Below are 15,953 nucleotides of genomic sequence, written 5' to 3'. Positions count from 1 at the left end.
ATTGACGTACCTCAGCATGGCCGAATGGCAATGGCGGCGCGTTCACGCCTGCGTGAGGCTCAGGCAAGATAGCGGGTGCCGGCATCTTCGCGCCGGGTTGCGGCCATGGCCGATCGCAGGGGCGGCAGCTGACGGATCGTACAACATGCCAACGGCTTGTCGAAGAAAATCGTTCGCCAGTGACGCAGTGTGCCTGCCAGGGTCAGGCCTCGTCCTTATCCCTGTTGTGAATGGTGTCGCGGATCGAAGCTACCGTGTCCCGAATCTTGCCGACGGTCACGGCATCGAGGCCGACGGCTTTGCCGATGCAGTCGTACACGTGGGTGGCGCGGCTTTTCAGGGCCTGTCCCTCTCTCGTCAGGCGCAAGAGCACCTGGCGTTCGTCGGCAGGATTTCGGTTGCGGGTGACGAGACCGACATTTTCCAGCCGCTTCAGCAGCGGGGTGAGGGTGCTGGAATCGAGGAAAAGCGTCTCGCCGAGATCCTTCACCGTGCGGTCGTCACGCGCCCACAAGGCGGTCATGACGAGGAACTGCGGATAGGTTAGATCCAATTCGTCGAGCAGCGGGCGGTAAAGCTGGTTGAAGGCGTGGCCGGCTGAATAGATCGAAAAGCAAAGCATTTCATCGATCTTGGGCACGTCGGCGAGATCATTCGATGTGGTGTTTTTCATCACGCTCTCCTCTGATTTCAATATAATTTGTGCGCGATCTGTTTGCAAGCTATTGACGCGGCGGAACGGATGATCTAAATAAATCGTGTACAAAGAAATCGCTTACAAATAAAATAACGAACTTAAGAGCCGAAAAGCACGGCAACCCCGCTTCGGCTCCTGTGACTTCCAACCGACGAAAGGAAATGACCAATGTTCAAGTTTGCTGCTGCCGTCGCCCTGGCGGGCGCTCTCTTCTCCGGTGCTGCCGTTGCTCAGCCGGCCAAGCCAACCGTCGTTCTCGTCCATGGCGCCTTTGCCGATTCGTCCAGCTGGAACGGTGTCGTCGAAATCTTGCGCAAGGACGGCTTCCCGGTCGTGGCGGCCGCCAATCCGCTGCGCAGCGTTGCCAATGATGCTGCTATGTCTCCGACGTCGTCGACAGCATCGCCGGCCCCGTGGTTCTCGTCGGCCATTCCTATGGCGGCCAGGTCATTTCGACCGCGGCCAACGGCCACGACAACGTCAAGTCGCTGGTCTATGTCGCGGCCTTCGCGCCGGAGGCCGGGGAATCAGTTGCCGATCTCGCCGGCAAGTTTCCGGGCGGCACGCTGAGCGGGGCGCTGGCGGCGCCGGTGAAACTCAGCGGCGGCGGTGTCGATCTCTATATCGACCAGGCGAAGTTCCATGATCAGTTCGCCAGCGACGTGCCGGCCGAACAAGCGGCCCTGATGGCGGCTGGCCAACGCCCGGTCACCGAGACCGCGCTGACTGACAAATCCGGTGAGCCGGCCTGGAAGAAGCTGCCGTCGTGGTTCGTCTACGGCACCGGCGACAAGAATATCCCGGCTGCAGCCCTTGGCTTCATGGCCGAGCGGGCAGGGTCCAAGCGAACCGTCGTCGTCGATGGCGCCTCCCACGTCGTGATGGTGTCGCAACCGCAGAAGGTGGCAGAACTCATCGAGGAAGCGGCGAAGTAGAGTTCGTTCAAAGGGCCATGGCGCGCAAGCGCCGTGGCCTTGCTGCACCGGCGGCAAGGCGGCGATTTTTGACCTGCGATGGCCTGTCACATCTCTGTCAACGACCCCTAATAAGGGAGGGGTGACGCAATTCCGAGGACCCCTCCCTATGAAAACAATCGTTTCCGCCGCAGCCCTTCTCGCCGCGAGCCTCTTTGCCATTCCGGCTTCGGCCGCAAACCTCGTTCTCTACACCAGCCAGCCGAACGAAGACGCGCAGGCGACGGTCGATGGCTTCATGGCCGCCAATCCCGATATCAAGGTCGACTGGGTGCGCGACGGCACGCCGAAGATCATCGCCAAGCTGCAGGCCGAGATTCAGGCCGGCAACCCGGTCGCCGACCTTCTCCTGATCGCCGACATGGTGACGCTGGAGCGCCTGAAGGAAGAGGGCAAGCTGCTCGCCTACAAGTCGCCGGAAGCCGCCCAATACGAAGCCGGCATGAAGCCGGCGAGCTGGAAGGATCTGACCAAGCCGGAAGCCAAGGGTCTCGTCACCATGCCGAGCCCGCTTGCTTCGGGTGCGGCCCTCATCCATGCCCAGACGCTTGCCGCCGTTCCCGGCCTCGGCTGGGACTTCTACAAGTCGCTTCAGGCGAACGGCGCGATCGCCGCCGGCGGCAATGGCGCCGTCCTGAAGTCGGTCGCCTCGGGCGAGAAGGCTTACGGCGTGGTCGTCGACTACCTGCCGATCCGCGAGAAGGCCAAGGGTGCTCCGGTCGAATTCGTCTTCCCGAGCGAAGGCGTTTCTGCCGTCACCGAGCCGGTCGGCATCCTCGCCAGCAGCAAGAATGCCGAGGCCGCCAAGAAGTTCGTTGATTACGTGCTCTCCGAAAAGGGCCAGGAAGGCTTCCTCAAGCTCGGCTACATCCCGGCACGCAACGGCATGAAGGTGCCGGAAGGCTTCCCGGCGCGCGAGACCATCAAGGTCCTGCCGGTCAATGCCGCAGAAGCCCTGAAGAATACCGATCAGGATCTGAAGACCTTCTCGGGCATCTACGGCTCGAACTGATCTCTTCATGCCAGGCTATGTCAGAGCAGGAAACAGCCAGCCCGCCTGGCTGTTTCCCTTTATCGTCATTACCGTGCTCATCCTTAGCGTGCTGCCGCTCGCCCGCCTTGCCATAGCAGGGATCGCGGGCTTCGCCAGCGGCGGTGTCACCGATGTGCTCGCCGACCCGGCGCTCTGGCAGGCCACCTATTACACCGTCGTCACCTCCGTTCTCGGCACGATCCTCTCACTTCTCATCGGCTGCCTTTTCGCCTTCCTGCTGACGCTGACCGACATCCGCTGCAAAGGGCTGCTCAGCTTCTTCTTCGTGCTTCCGATGATGATCCCGCCGCAGGTGACGGCCCTTGCCTGGGTGCAGATGTCGGGGCCGTCGAGCCCGCTGCTGACGGCGCTCGCCATCGCTCCGCCGCTCGGCTCGCCGCAGCCGCTCTATTCGGTCGGCGGCATCGCGCTGCTCTATGGCGTCCAGCATGCGCCGCTCGTCTATCTCGCGCTCAGGGCCGGGCTGATGACGCTGCCGCGTGACGGCGTCGAGGCCGCACGGCTTTCCGGCGCCTCCAGCTTTCGAGTCTTCCGCGACATCATCCTGCCTCTGTCGCTGCCCGGCATTATCGCAGGTGCTGCGATCTCCTTCGTCTCCTGCACCGGAAATTTCGGCATTCCCGCCATTCTCGGCATTCCCGCCTCGATCTTCACGCTGCCGACACTGATCTTCACCAAGTTTTCCGCCTTCACCAGCCGCACCTTCGGCGATGTCGCCGTGCTCTCGGCGATCATCGCGATGATCTCGGTGGCGGGCTTGATGATCCAGGACCGGGCGCTCAGAGGCCGCGATTACCGCGTCATCGGGCTGTCGGGCGCCAGCGCCGCCTTCGAGCTCGGCGCCTGGCGGTTCGCCTTCACGCCGCTCCTCTGGGCAATCCTGTTCTTCATGCTCGCCGCACCCTTCTTCGCGCTCGTCGCCGGCGCGCTGGTTCCCGCCTACGGCGTGCCGCTCACCTTCAAGACCATGTCGCTGCATGCCTTCCAGGAGATCCTGTTCCGGCAGGCGGTGACGCGCACGGCTTTCGTCAACTCGATCTCGCTTGCCGGCGCCACCGCCATGTGTCTCCTGGTGGTGACCGTGCTTGCGGCCTATATGCTGACGCGGCGCAAGGATGCGGCGTCCCGCCTCGTCGCCAGCCTGATCGAGATACCTTATTCGCTGCCCGGCATCGTCATGGCGGTCGCCTTCATCCTGGTCTTCGCCGCGCCCATCCCCTTCCTCCACATCTCGCTCTACGGCACGATCTGGATCATTCTCATCGCCTATTTCTCCTCCTTCTTCGCCGTTAGCCTGAAGCCGGTGGTCAGCGCTTTCCACCAGCTCGATCCGGCGCTGGAGGAGGCAGCACGTCTTTCCGGCGCCGGTTTCTTTCGGCGGCTTTCCGATATCATCGTGCCGCTGATTGCGCCCGCCGCCGGCGCTTCCGTCATCCTCGTCTTCCTGATCGCCTGCAACGAGCTGACGATTTCCGCGCTGCTCTGGTCGGCCGGCACCCAGACGCTCGGCGTCGCCATCTATAATCTCGACGACAGCGGCAGCTCCGACCTTGCCTCGGCACTGTCGGTGCTCGTCGTCCTCATGGTCGTCGTCATGATGCTGCTTTTGGAACTCCTGGCGAAACACCTGCCGAAAGGGGTGGTCCCATGGCGAAACTGATCCTCAACCGGGTGGCCAAGGATTTCGGCACCGGGCGCGCGGCCGTCAGCGATTTCTCGCTCGATGTGCGCGAGGGCGGCTTCCTGGCGCTGCTCGGGCCTTCCGGCTGCGGCAAGACCACGGTTCTCCGGATGATCGCCGGTTTCGAGACGCCCTCCGACGGCTCGATCCATCTCGGCGAACGGCTGCTTGCCGATGCAGCGCAATCGCTGCCGCCCGAGAAGCGGAACATGGCGATGGTCTTCCAGTCCTATGCGCTCTGGCCGCATATGAGCGTCGCCGACAATGTCGGCTATCCCCTGAAGGTGCGCGGCGTCTCCGGCAAGGCGTATCGGGCGAAGGTCGGCGAGGCGCTTTCCACCGTCCGGCTTGCCGATTATGCCGGCCGGCGGCCAGCCGATCTCTCCGGCGGCCAGCGCCAGCGCGTGGCGCTCGCCCGCTGCCTGGTGACATCGCCCGACGTCGTCCTCCTCGACGAGCCGCTCGCCAATCTCGACCGGCACCTGAAACAGGAGATGGAAGAAACCTTCCGCGAGTTTCACCAGCGCTCGGGCGCGACGATGATCTACGTGACCCACGACCAGAGTGAGGCGATGGCGCTCGCGACCGACGTCGCCGTGATGTCGGAAGGCCGCCTGCTGCAGGTGGCGCCGCCGGCCGAGATCTATGCCCGGCCGGAGGGCCGCATCGTCGGCGGCCTGATCGGACGCGGCGCGATCCTGACACTGCCTGTCATGGGCGGCGAACGCCATCTGGAATGGGATGAACTGCAGGATGCGCTCCAGGCGGCCAACACCGATGGCGCCGATATCCTTGTTCGGTCGGAGGATGTGATCATCGGCGGCGAGGGGGCTCCGGCAATCGTCGAATCCGTGCTGTTCGAGGGCGAGCGTTACGCCGTGAAGCTCACCCTCGGCAACGGCCAGATATTGCGCGCCTACAGCCGCGTGGCCGTCGAGGCCGGCGAGACCGTGCGCGCCGTCATCCGTGCGGGCTGGCGGCTTTGATGAGCTAGGAGTTGAAAGCCTTACGAACCTTCAAGAAGAAGCAATCCTTTTTCAGTCCACCTGTCACCTTGAATATCCGATTCAACGAAGCCGCAGGAGGCAGGGACTTCGATCGCTAGCTCGTCGGCATGCATCGCCTCGTGGTCTAGAAGGCCATTGCCTCGGCTGAGGTATTGCTCGCACATCCACGCCAGCGCTTCCAGGATCTCTTTCTGTTTGTGGGTCATGATTTTCGCGGATCCAGAACATCCAGAAATTCATAAACAATATAGAAGACATTACATGACTGCTCTAACTGGTGCCACAGCTCGCTGCGTCCGGGCTGCAAGCGGGCGGTTATTCGCAACTTTCTTGGCACCGCCACTTTCCCTGTGGCAATTGCTGGTTAAGGTACTGCCCGCAACCGGACCCTTGCCATGTCGCTTCGTCTCGCCACCTTCAACGTCGAAAACCTGATGACCCGGTTCGATTTCACCGGCTTCCGCAACCAGCTGCGACAGGACCGCGTCATCAAGCTTTTCGAGGTGAACAGCGAGGGCGTCTACCAGCAGCTCGAGCAGGCCCGGGTGATTGCCGCCACCGATGACACCAGGCAGATGACGGCGCTCGCCATCGCCGATGCGGATGCCGATATTCTCTGCCTGCAGGAAATCGACAATATGGCCGCCCTGCAGGCCTTCGAATACGGCTATCTCTTTCGCATGGTCGGAAACGGCTACAGACAGAAATTCCTGGTCGAGGGCAATGACAGCCGCGGCATCGACGTGGCCGTGCTGATGCGCGAGGAAACGCGCGACGGCCAGAAGATCGAAGTCAAGGATATCAGAAGTCATGCGATGACGACCTATCGCGACTTCGATCTCTTCGATGAGGACCTGGCGCTCACTAATCGCATCGACGACAAGATCTTCAAGCGCGATTGCCTGGAGCTCGATCTTCTGATCGGCGGCCGGCCGCTCTCGCTTTATGTCGTGCATTTCAAATCGATGGGCAATCCTCGCGACGGGTTGGACGGGCGGCAATCGACACTGCCGGTCCGTCGCGCCGAGGCGCGCGCCGTGCGCCGCATCATCGAGAACAGGTTCGGCGCCGGCCGCACCGCCAAGAAGAGCTTCGCCATCTGCGGTGATATGAACGACTATCAGGAGCGCGTCGACGTTGTCGGCCGGCGCGGCGCCGGTTATCGTTTCGAGCATCAACCAGAGGCCGAAAGCGCGCTCGACGTGTTCAGTCATGACGGCTTCGCCGAAAACGTCGTGCGCCGCCGCCAGCCGCTTGACCGCTGGACGCTCTATCACACGCGCGGACCGCAGGAGCAGCACCTTTGCCAGCTCGATTATATCTGGCTTTCGCCGGCACTTGCCGCCCATAATAGCGGCCGCCTGCCTGATATCATCCGCAACGGCCAACCCTACCGCACGGTCTTTCCGCCAGGCCAGGAGGTGGAGCGATATCCACGCACCGGCTGGGACCGGCCGAAAGCATCCGATCACTGCCCCGTCGTCATGACACTGGATCTCCCATGAAAACGAATTTGAATATGAAATTTCCGACCGGCGATATTTCCGATGATTTCGCGGGCTGGCCGCCGGAAGCGACGGTTTTCCCGATCGCCGGCGTCGACCTGCGTGTGCTGCCCGGCACCCATCCCTTCGTCACCGCCGAGGAAGCGGCGATCCGTGAAAACTGGGCGAAGGAAACCGCCGCCAACCCGGCGCTGTTCGACGGCCGCCTGGTGTTCCAACAGCGGCTGTCATTCAGCCAAGAGGGGATTGCGGGCGAGGGCTACGTCACTCCATTTTCCGCCTTCATGTGGTGGCGCCGGCAGCCGCAGCGCCAGGGCGGCCTGCACATCTTCGCCTATCCCGTGCTCGAAAGCTCGGACGGCGCGCTCGTGGCGATCCGCATGGGCGCGCATACCGCCAATCCCGGCCAGGTCTATTTCGCGGCCGGCTCGCTGGAACCGGAGGATGTCGTCGATGGGCGCTGCGACGTCGAGGCCAATATGCGCCGCGAAGTTCACGAGGAGACCGGACTGGACCTGGCCGACGCGGTCGCGGGGGAAGGGCTCTTTGCCAGCCATGCCAGGCGCACGGTGACGCTGCTCAGGCTCTTCCGCTTCGACCTGACGGCGGACGAGATGGTGAAGCGGATCGAGGCCCACATGCTGGTCGCCGAGGACAAGGAAATCGCAGGTGCGGCGGCGATCCGTTCGGCCGATCCCGCCGCCCATCCCTATAACGTCGCCATGCTGCCCGTCATCGACTGGTATTTCGGAAAGGGTAACCGGCGTTAGCGCCTTGCACTCGACCGTTTGGTCGGGCAGGTTGACGGCGCGATGACGATTCAGGGAGGCCGATGTGGCGCGAAGCTACAGCGTCTATGACGTGTTCACCGATCGAAAACTTGCCGGTAATCCGCTGGCGGTGGTCTTCGACGGAGACGATCTCAGCGACGAGGCGATGCAGGCGATCACCCGGGAGATCAATCTCTCGGAGACGGTTTTCGTGCAGCCTTCGACCAATCCAGCCTATGCGGCGAAGCTCCGGATCTTCACACCTGGCCGCGAACTGCCCTTTGCCGGCCATCCGACGGTCGGCACGGCGATCGCGCTGGCCGAACGGGCACATGGTGCCGCGGCGGTCGATCTCGTTACCGTGCTCGAGGAAAATGTCGGGCCGGTGCGTTGCGCCGTGCGGCTGAGGGAGGGCGAGGCGAGCTTTGCCGAATTCGACCTGCCGCGCAAATCGCAGCAGGCCGTCATGCCGCTCGACAAGCTCGGCATCGCCGACGCTTTATCATTGAAGGTCACCGAGATCGGCTTTGAAAACCACGTTCCTTCGCTCTGGAGCGCCGGGGTTCCGTTCCTGCTCATTCCAGTGCACGATGTCGGCACGGCGCAACGGGTGGAATTCGATCCGCAGCTCTGGGAAAAGATCGTGCCCTTCGTCGATGGCGCGCTGGCCTCGGCCTATGTCTATTGTCGCGGCGGCGTCAACCACGTGGCGAAGTTCCATGCACGCATGTTCGCCAGCGGCATGGGCATCGTCGAAGACCCGGCCACCGGCGCGGCGGCAGCCGCACTCTCCGGCGCTATCCGCCATTTCGATCGGCTGACGGATGGGCACCACCCGATCATGATCGAACAGGGCGTCGAGATGGGCCGCCCCTCTTTCATCCACTTGCATATCGATGTCGACGGCGGGGCGATTTCCAACGCGCGGATCGGCGGCCAGGCGGTGCGGCTGGCGAGCGGCACCCTCGACCTTTGATTTCATGAGAGCGCACGCTGCGTCCGGCAGGACGCGCTGCGGAGGCTTTATCACTTTGAATCTGCGCATAATCCTTTCCGAAGATCGGCGCCGGCTTTCAGATTATGCGCTGCATTTCGGCCATGCGGAAAAATCTTTGAGATTAACCAAAGAATTTTCGCCGATGCGCTGGACAAGCCTGCCGATCCTGTTTATACGCCCCGTCACACCGCGCAGCCAAGCGCGAACGGGTGATTAGCTCAGTTGGTAGAGCAGCTGACTCTTAATCAGCGGGTCGTAGGTTCGAGCCCTACATCACCCACCAAATCTCTTGTTAAGATTGACATATTAGAGGCCGGAGCGGGGTCTTGCGCCGAAGTGGGCCGCATGCTTAGGACTGGCAGCGGCGGGTTACGCGCGCCTTATCTTTCTTTACCAAGCGGAGGGGTCATGAGAATCGTCGTTTTTGCCGTCGCTCTATCATTGCCGCTGCCGGCCTTTGCCGCAGGCGCAATGGAGGTCAGAGCGGGCGATCACAGCTGCCGCGAGCTCGCGCAGATCATCCGTCAGAACAAGAAGGTCTTCGTGCGCATGGGGATCGGCGGGCGCAGCTTCCGTTATCCGCCGGCCAGGTGCAATCTGGGTGACAAATACGACACGGCAGCGGTCAGGGATGCGGACGGCAAAATGTGCCTTCTCGACTATGAGTGCGTGTACGATCCCCAATCCTTCTACAACAGGATCCCCAAATAAGATCGAAATGCGGGCACCAGAAGGTATGCGTTGCGCGCAGACCGATAGGGCAAGAAAAAAGGCCGGGCGAAACTCGCACCGACCTTCTCGATCTGTCTCGACAACGGCTGCCAGTACATCCGTGGTCAACCGTCAGAGACAAACTCTATGGTCCTTAGATAGGACTTGCGTGGCGACGTTCAAGGCCCCGCCGCGGAAAGAAGCCGGCATTGGGCCGGCTTCTTTCTGCGACGCTGCGCTTACTGCTGGGCAGGGGCAGCCGGCGGCGTGGCCGGGGCTGGTGCCGGTGCGGGCGTTGCGCTGTTGTCGGTCGGAGCGATCGGCGTGGCCGGCGCTGGCTCGGATTGGGTCGTGGAGGCTGTCGTGTCCGGGGAGGTGCCGGGGGTGCTGCTCCACTGCGAATAGGCGAATGCAGCAACAGCGATCACGGCCAATGCAGCAACCCAGACAACCCACGTATTGCTGGTGCGCGCGGTCGGGGTCGTGCGCAGATCCAGATTCGGATTCGGATTCGGATTCAGCGGGCGGTTCGGGTCGTTGGCATTATTGGGGTCGTACGTCATGGTACTTTCTCCTCTTGCGGTGACAAAGAAATGGAGCAAAGAGCATTTTGTTCCATTCTGGGGCCGCGAGGCGAGCAATATCAGGGATTTCCGCCTGCAGCCTGCCAGAATCGGCGCTCAAATCTGCGGCGCGGTCGGTGGGCGCTGCCAGCGCACCGCCGCCTGGCGGGCCGAGCGCTTGACATGGGTGGGTCTCTTTGCGCATGATTTTGTCATGGGGTCGCGATCACCCCACGAGGCGCCATGCTGAAGAATCGCGTCCAGCAAGCCGATTAACGGAGGACGCGTCATGCCGTCATTGCTCGAAATTTCTCCCGACAAACTCAGCCGGCTCATCGGAACCCCGGCTGCGCCTTGTATCATCGATGTCCGCACTGAAGAGGACTTTGCGCTCGATCCGCGGCTGGTGCCGGGCTCGATCCGGCGCAGCCATGCCGATGTCGCCTCCTGGGCAGGCAGCGTCGAGGCCGATGCCGTCGTCGTGGTCTGCCAGAGGGGCGGCAAGCTCAGCCATGGTGTGGCCGCTTATCTTCGCCATGCCGGAATCGACGCAGAGAGCCTTCAAGGCGGTTTCGAATCCTGGATCGCTGAGGGGTTGGCGGTACCGGAGGAAAAGCTGCCGCGCCGCGACCTCGAGGGACGCACGGTCTGGGTGACGCGGGCGCGGCCGAAGATCGACCGCATCGCCTGTCCATGGCTGATCCGGCGTTTCGTCGATCCGAACGCCTTGTTCCTGTTCGTGCCGACGACCGAGGTTCTGGAGGTCGGCGCGCGCTTCGGGGCAACACCCTTCGATATCGAAGAGGTGTTTTGGAGCCATCGCGGTGAGCTCTGCACATTCGACGTGATGGTCGAGGAGTTCGGGTTGGGGTCGGAACCGCTGCTGCGCCTGGCGCGGATCATCCGGGCCGCCGATACTGCAAGGCTCGATCTCGCACCCGAGGCGCCCGGTCTGCTTGCCGCTTCTCTCGGCCTGTCCAGGATGTATTCCGACGATCTGGAGCAGCTCGAGGCCGGCATGCTTCTCTATGACGCCTTCTTCCGCTGGTGCCGCGACGCGACGGAGGAAACCCACAACTGGCCCGCTCCGAAGAAGAGGGCATGAGATGGCCGAGATGACAGGAAATGCGTCGACCGGAAAAATTGCGGAGAAACACGCAAGCGAGGAGCATCATCACGGCGTTTCGTTCGGCGAAGCCTTCAAGGTCTGGCTGCGGGTCGCGGCCCTGAGCTTCGGCGGTCCAGCCGGTCAGATTGCCGTCATGCACCGGATCATCGTCGACGAGAAGCGATGGATCGGCGAGCACCGTTTCCTGCATGCGCTCAACTATTGCATGCTGCTTCCCGGCCCCGAGGCGCAGCAGCTCGCCATCTATATCGGCTGGCTGATGCACCGGACCCTGGGCGGCCTCGTTGCCGGAATATTGTTCGTGCTGCCGGGGTTTCTGTCGATCCTCGGTCTCAGCTACATCTATGCCGCCTATGGCAACGTCGGCATCGTTGCCGGCCTGTTTTTCGGCCTGAAGGCGGCCGTGCTCGCCGTCGTCGTGCAGGCCGTCATTCGTATCGGCGGAAGGGCCTTGAGGAATAAGGTCATGATCGCGATCGCGGCAGTGGCCTTCGTCGCCATCTTCTTTCTTCATGTGCCGTTCCCGCTGATCGTGCTCGCAGCCGGCATCATCGGCTTTTTCGGCGGCCGGGCCGGGCTTGCCGCCTTCAAGACCGGCGGCGGGCACAAGGCGGGCAGAGGGCCGGTCCTGTCGGATGCCGATTCAATGCTGGGCGAGGACATACCGGCGCATGCGCGCCCGAATCCCGCCTGGTCCTTACGCATGTCGACGGTGCTGCTTGCCCTGTGGCTCATTCCGGTCGCCGCCGTCTACGCGGTCTTCGGGGCGGACAGTGTCTTTGCCGAGATCGGCCTGTTCTTCAGCAAGATGGCTGTCGTCACCTTCGGCGGGGCCTATGCCGTCCTTGCCTATGTCGCGCAGGAAGCCGTGCAGCACTTCGGCTGGCTGAAGCCGGGCGAAATGCTCGATGGCCTCGGCATGGCCGAAACGACGCCGGGACCGCTGATCATGGTGGTCCAGTTCGTCGGCTTCATGGGCGCCTACCGCGATCCGGGATCGCTGGATCCTATGCTGGCTGCCACGCTTGCAGCGATTCTGACGACATGGGTGACCTTCGTGCCCTGCTTTCTCTGGATCTTCCTGGGGGCGCCGTTCATCGAAAAACTGCGCGGCAATATCGCGCTGGCAGCGGCAATGTCGGCCATCACGGCGGCGGTGGTCGGGGTCATTCTCAACCTCGCCATCTGGTTTGGCCTGCACACGCTGTTTGCCGAGGTTGCCGTCGTCAGTCTTGGCGGCCTGCGGCTCGATATCCCCGTGCTGCAATCGGCCGTGCCGGCGGCAATGGCGCTGTCTGCCGCCGCCGCGATCGCGCTCTTCCGGTTCAAGGCTTCCGTCATCGCGACACTGCTCAGCTGCGCCGCCGCCGGAATGGTCTGGACGCTGGCGATGAACTGATCACCCCTCTGCCCCCTCGGCGGCAACACGCGTCGCCAGCATCTTGTCGATGCGCATGCCGTCCATGTCGATCACCTCGAAGCGCCAGCCGTCGAAGAGGAATATCTCGCCGGCTTCGGGGATGTGCTGAAGCTGATGCAGCGCGAAGCCGGCGAGCGTATGGAAATCCGCGTCGGGGCGATCCTTGAGACCCAGGCGTTCGAAGGCGTCGAAGGCCGGCATCATCGCGTCGATCAGCAGCGAGCCGTCCTCCCGAACGACAATGTCGGGTTCCTCGTCGGCGCCGGGCAGATCGCCGGCGATAGCTTCCAGCAGGTCTGTCTGGGTGACGATGCCCTCGAGGCTGCCATATTCGTCGATGACGATGGCGAGGCGCACGGGCGACGCCTTGAAGCTGTCGATAACGCGCACGACCTTGGTGCCCTCGTGCAGCACCAGGGGTTGCTTGATCACCTCCAGCGGCCGGACCTTGCCGCCGTCGAGGACCTGATCGAGAAGATCCTTTTTCAACACCATGCCGATCGGCTCGTCGATCGAGCCGCGGGCCACCAGCAGCTGCTCGTGGCTGCATTCGCGGATCGTTTTCAGGATCTCCGCCTCGCTGTCATCGGCATCGAACCATTCGATGTCGAGACGTGGGGTCATGATGTCGGAGACCGGTCTCTCGCCGATGTTGAATACCCGCTCGACCAATTGCTGCTGCACGGGGTTCAAAAGCCCGGCTTCCTGGCTTTCGGCGACCAGCAATTTCAATTCCTGCGGCGAGTGAAACGAGGATTCTCCGGTTCCGGCGCGAAGGCCGACGGCCCGCAACACGAGGTTGCCCATGCCGTTGAGGGTGAAGATCGCCGGCTTGAACAATACAAGGAAGAGCTCGAGCGGACGCACGACGGCCAGCGAGGTGGCCTCGCTGCGCTGCAGCGCCAGGCTTTTGGGCGCGAGCTCGCCGAGCACGATATGCAGCGCCGTGATGATCACGAAGGCGACGACGATCGCGACCGTATGGGCGCCGGTTGCTGCCCATGGTTCGGGCAGCCAGGAGAGCAGGGGCTCGATCAGATGGGCGAGCGCCGGTTCGCCGACCCAGCCGAGCGCCAGCGACGAGATGGTGATGCCGAGCTGGGTGGCGGCGAGATTGGCGTCGAGATTGTCGACGGCGCGCTGGAGGGCGGAGGCGTTCATGCGGCCTGCCGCGACAAGCTCGGCGACACGGCTGCGCCTGACCGACACAAGCGCGAATTCGGCAGCCACGAAGAAGCCGTTGGCGGCGACGAGAAAGAACACCGCTAGTATCCCGACATAGTCGAAGAGCCCGCCGGCGGATTCGGACATATTTTGCCTACCTCTGAATTGACGCGAGTCCGAAACTACACGCTCGGGGACGGCTGGCAAGGCGCAGCCGTCGTTCTTGCGATGCCGCTATGCTCATCTTTTCGGCGCTTCGAACAGCTCGATCGGGTTTCCCGCGGGGTCATCGAGCAGGATCTGCTTGCCGCCCATGCCCTGCACGATCTCATTGCGAAAACGCGCGCCGGCCTGGCGCAGTGCCGTGACCTCCGCCTCTAGGTCGGCGACTTCGATTTGGATGCGGTTCCATCCGCCGGGTTCCGGCTTCCGTCCGTCCGGCATTGTCTGGGAGGCTCCGCCCGGACCCGTCGTGCCGCTGACGAGCAGCCGAAAGCCGTCCCTGGTGAGGATGGCGAAGCTTGGCGCCGGGTGAAGCGCGACGGAGAAGCCGAGATGTCTGGTGTAGAATTCCACCGCGGCGTCGACGTCGTCGACGATATAACGCATGCTGATGCCGGGCATGGTTTCCTCCATGGTGTTTCCACTGTCGCGGAGCGCTGCACGCGGCGGCCCGACGGGACGCGCGGCGGACGCTCCTGTTTTAAATCTGCGCCCAATCGTTCCGAAAATCGAATCCGATCGTGGCGCTATGCGCCGGCCGCGGCGAGGGAGACCGAACCTGCCGCCAGCAGCAGGACGATAATCCAGGGCGGCGCCTTCCAGACGGTGAGCAGCAGAAAGCCGGTGAGCGCCAATGCGAAATCCCGCGGCGAAAGCACGGCGCTCGTCCAGACCGGGCTGTAAAGCGCAGCGCCCAGAATGCCGACGACGGCGGCGTTGGCGCCGCGCATGGCCGCCTGCATCGCCGGGCGGGTGCGCAGGCCATCCCAGAAGGGCAGCATGCCGTAGACGAGGAGCAGGCCCGGCAGGAAGATCGCGACAAGCGCGATGACGGCGCCCACCCATCCGTTCGGCGCCGGCGCCATGACGGTGCCGAGATAGGCCGCGAAGGTGAAGAGCGGGCCCGGCACCGCCTGCGTCAGGCCGTAACCGGCGAGGAAGGATTCGTTCGTCACCCAGCCGGGGGCGACGACTTCCGCCTGCAGCAGCGGCAGCACGACATGGCCGCCCCCGAACACCAGCGCACCCGAGCGGTAAAAGGCATCGAAGAGCGCAATCCCCTGATGGCCGGTCGCATTGGCGAGAAGCGGCGGGATGAGGAAGAAGGCGGCAAAGAGGACAAGGGCGATCGCGCCGGCACGGCGCGATACGGGAAAGCCGAGACGGCCGGCAAGCGCCGGCGCATCGGCGCGACAGAAATAGAGGCCCGCTGCCGCTCCAAGCGCGATCGCGCCCATCTGGCCGAATGATCCGCCGACGAAGATGACGATGGCAATCGCCGCCAGCGCAATGCCGGCGCGCTCGCGGTCCGGCGTCAGGCTTTTCGCCATGCCCCAGATCGCCTGTGCGATGACGGCGACGGCAACGAGCTTCAGCCCGTGGAGCAGGCCTTCGGCGAGCGGGCCAGTGAAGGCGGTGGCGCCGAGCGCGAAAGCAAAAAGCATGAGCGCCGACGGCAGCGTGAAGGCGCACCAGGCCGCAAGCCCGCCGACAAGGCCGTTGCCCCTGAGGACGCCGAGGGAAAAGCCGACCTGGCTGGAGGCGGGCCCCGGCAGAAACTGGCAGAGCGCCACCAGATCGGCGTATGCAGCCTCGTCGATCCATTTGCGCCGCGCCACCAGTTCGTCCCTGAAATAGCCGAGATGGGCAATCGGCCCGCCGAAGGAGGTGAGGCCGAGCTTGAGGAAGACGCGGAAAACCTCGAGCGGCGAGCCGTCGGCAGGCCCGGCCACGGTTAGGGCATCGTTGTGAGCGCTCATTGTTGCCTCCGCCGGGAAGGGGACATGTCTTGCTTACCTCTGAATTGACGCGCGACCGAAACTACACGCTCCCGCGCGAGCGGCAAGGCGCAGACGGCATTCTAACGTTCGCGATGGTTGGCCTTTGTCCCGTCACCCGCCGCGTCCTTGAGGCTCCGCCCTTTGGCCTGGGCCTCGAAGGGCGAAGGCGGCCACCAATGTCGATGCATAAGCTTTACCTAAAATGTAATATTCGCCTCGCAGGCCAAGGATTCCATTACGAAAGTTTAATTTAAATTTCAGTTTCGGTTCATCTTTTC

General features: G+C 63.2%; 15 protein-coding genes, 1 tRNA gene and 1 pseudogene. 11 read left to right on the top strand and 6 right to left on the bottom strand.

From position 1 onward, the window contains the following. Window positions 1–202: 202 nt before the first annotated feature. Window positions 203–673: a MarR family winged helix-turn-helix transcriptional regulator gene (locus tag EFR00_RS18085; protein WP_009996706.1), complete on the bottom strand. Its 471-nt coding sequence runs from the start codon at window positions 671–673 to the stop codon at window positions 203–205. Between the two features lie 192 nt (window positions 674–865). Between EFR00_RS18085 and EFR00_RS18080 the strand changes: the two are divergent. The 4 genes and pseudogenes from EFR00_RS18080 to EFR00_RS18065 all read left to right on the top strand — a co-directional run bounded on the left by EFR00_RS18080 (window position 866) and on the right by EFR00_RS18065 (window position 5,392). Further along, a pseudogene (locus EFR00_RS18080) lies at window positions 866–1,632 on the top strand (alpha/beta fold hydrolase). A gap of 148 nt (window positions 1,633–1,780) precedes the next feature. Continuing rightward, the gene (locus EFR00_RS18075) at window positions 1,781–2,683 is read left to right on the top strand and encodes an extracellular solute-binding protein (RefSeq protein ID WP_077992919.1); all 903 of its coding nucleotides are present in this window, start codon (window positions 1,781–1,783) and stop codon (window positions 2,681–2,683) included. Between the two features lie 7 nt (window positions 2,684–2,690). Beyond that, the gene (locus EFR00_RS18070) at window positions 2,691–4,385 is read left to right on the top strand and encodes an ABC transporter permease (RefSeq protein WP_077992918.1); all 1,695 of its coding nucleotides are present in this window, start codon (window positions 2,691–2,693) and stop codon (window positions 4,383–4,385) included. Continuing rightward, window positions 4,373–5,392: an ABC transporter ATP-binding protein gene (locus tag EFR00_RS18065; protein WP_009995099.1), complete on the top strand. Its 1,020-nt coding sequence runs from the start codon at window positions 4,373–4,375 to the stop codon at window positions 5,390–5,392. The genes EFR00_RS18070 and EFR00_RS18065 overlap by 13 nt, the downstream gene beginning before the upstream one ends. A gap of 20 nt (window positions 5,393–5,412) precedes the next feature. Here the strand turns inward: EFR00_RS18065 and EFR00_RS18060 are convergent, their stop codons facing one another. Further along, a complete protein-coding gene (locus EFR00_RS18060) occupies window positions 5,413–5,619 on the bottom strand; it encodes a hypothetical protein (RefSeq protein ID WP_164519041.1) in 207 nt (68 codons plus the stop codon). 189 nt (window positions 5,620–5,808) lie between these two features. Between EFR00_RS18060 and EFR00_RS18055 the strand changes: the two genes are divergently transcribed. The 5 genes from EFR00_RS18055 (at window position 5,809) to EFR00_RS18035 (ending at window position 9,396) form a co-directional block, all read left to right on the top strand. Then, window positions 5,809–6,918, top strand: a complete 1,110-nt coding sequence (locus EFR00_RS18055) for an endonuclease/exonuclease/phosphatase family protein (RefSeq protein WP_077992917.1) — start codon at window positions 5,809–5,811, stop codon at window positions 6,916–6,918. Then, complete coding sequence (locus EFR00_RS18050) at window positions 6,915–7,688, top strand: NUDIX hydrolase (RefSeq protein ID WP_077992916.1); 774 nt, start codon at window positions 6,915–6,917, stop codon at window positions 7,686–7,688. The genes EFR00_RS18055 and EFR00_RS18050 overlap by 4 nt, the downstream gene beginning before the upstream one ends. 64 nt (window positions 7,689–7,752) lie before the next feature. Next, window positions 7,753–8,664: a PhzF family phenazine biosynthesis protein gene (locus EFR00_RS18045; protein WP_039620743.1), complete on the top strand. Its 912-nt coding sequence runs from the start codon at window positions 7,753–7,755 to the stop codon at window positions 8,662–8,664. A 228-nt stretch (window positions 8,665–8,892) separates the two neighbouring features. After that, window positions 8,893–8,968: transfer RNA gene (locus EFR00_RS18040), tRNA-Lys, on the top strand. Between the two features lie 125 nt (window positions 8,969–9,093). Beyond that, entirely contained in the window at window positions 9,094–9,396 is a 303-nt protein-coding gene (locus tag EFR00_RS18035; protein ID WP_077992915.1) for a hypothetical protein, read from the top strand. Between the two features lie 239 nt (window positions 9,397–9,635). Here the strand turns inward: EFR00_RS18035 and EFR00_RS18030 are convergent, their stop codons facing one another. Further along, entirely contained in the window at window positions 9,636–9,959 is a 324-nt protein-coding gene (locus EFR00_RS18030) for a hypothetical protein (protein WP_038689841.1), read from the bottom strand. Window positions 9,960–10,248: 289 nt separating this feature from the next. On the opposite strand from EFR00_RS18030, the gene EFR00_RS18025 reads away from it, so the two are divergent. Together EFR00_RS18025 and chrA (EFR00_RS18020) are read left to right on the top strand one after the other, a co-directional pair. Next, window positions 10,249–11,064 (top strand): chromate resistance protein ChrB domain-containing protein, encoded by an 816-nt coding sequence (locus EFR00_RS18025; protein WP_009994915.1) that lies wholly within the window; start codon window positions 10,249–10,251, stop codon window positions 11,062–11,064. Between the two features lies 1 nt (window position 11,065). Then, a complete protein-coding gene (gene chrA, locus EFR00_RS18020) occupies window positions 11,066–12,487 on the top strand; it encodes a chromate efflux transporter (RefSeq protein ID WP_077992913.1) in 1,422 nt (473 codons plus the stop codon). On the opposite strand, the gene EFR00_RS18015 is transcribed toward chrA (EFR00_RS18020), so the two are convergent. The 3 genes from EFR00_RS18015 to chrA (EFR00_RS18005) form a co-directional block, all read right to left on the bottom strand. Further along, window positions 12,488–13,819: a hemolysin family protein gene (locus tag EFR00_RS18015; protein ID WP_038689835.1), complete on the bottom strand. Its 1,332-nt coding sequence runs from the start codon at window positions 13,817–13,819 to the stop codon at window positions 12,488–12,490. Window positions 13,820–13,912: 93 nt separating this feature from the next. Next, window positions 13,913–14,296: a VOC family protein gene (locus tag EFR00_RS18010; protein ID WP_038692638.1), complete on the bottom strand. Its 384-nt coding sequence runs from the start codon at window positions 14,294–14,296 to the stop codon at window positions 13,913–13,915. Between the two features lie 125 nt (window positions 14,297–14,421). Further along, window positions 14,422–15,654, bottom strand: coding sequence for a chromate efflux transporter (chrA, locus tag EFR00_RS18005; protein ID WP_077992911.1), 1,233 nt, complete (start codon window positions 15,652–15,654; stop codon window positions 14,422–14,424). Window positions 15,655–15,953: the final 299 nt, after the last annotated feature.

It is taken from the genome of Rhizobium sophoriradicis, assembly GCF_003939025.1.
In the GTDB taxonomy this organism is placed as follows: domain Bacteria; phylum Pseudomonadota; class Alphaproteobacteria; order Rhizobiales; family Rhizobiaceae; genus Rhizobium; species Rhizobium sophoriradicis.
This window is presented reverse-complemented; position numbering and strand designations above follow the sequence as displayed.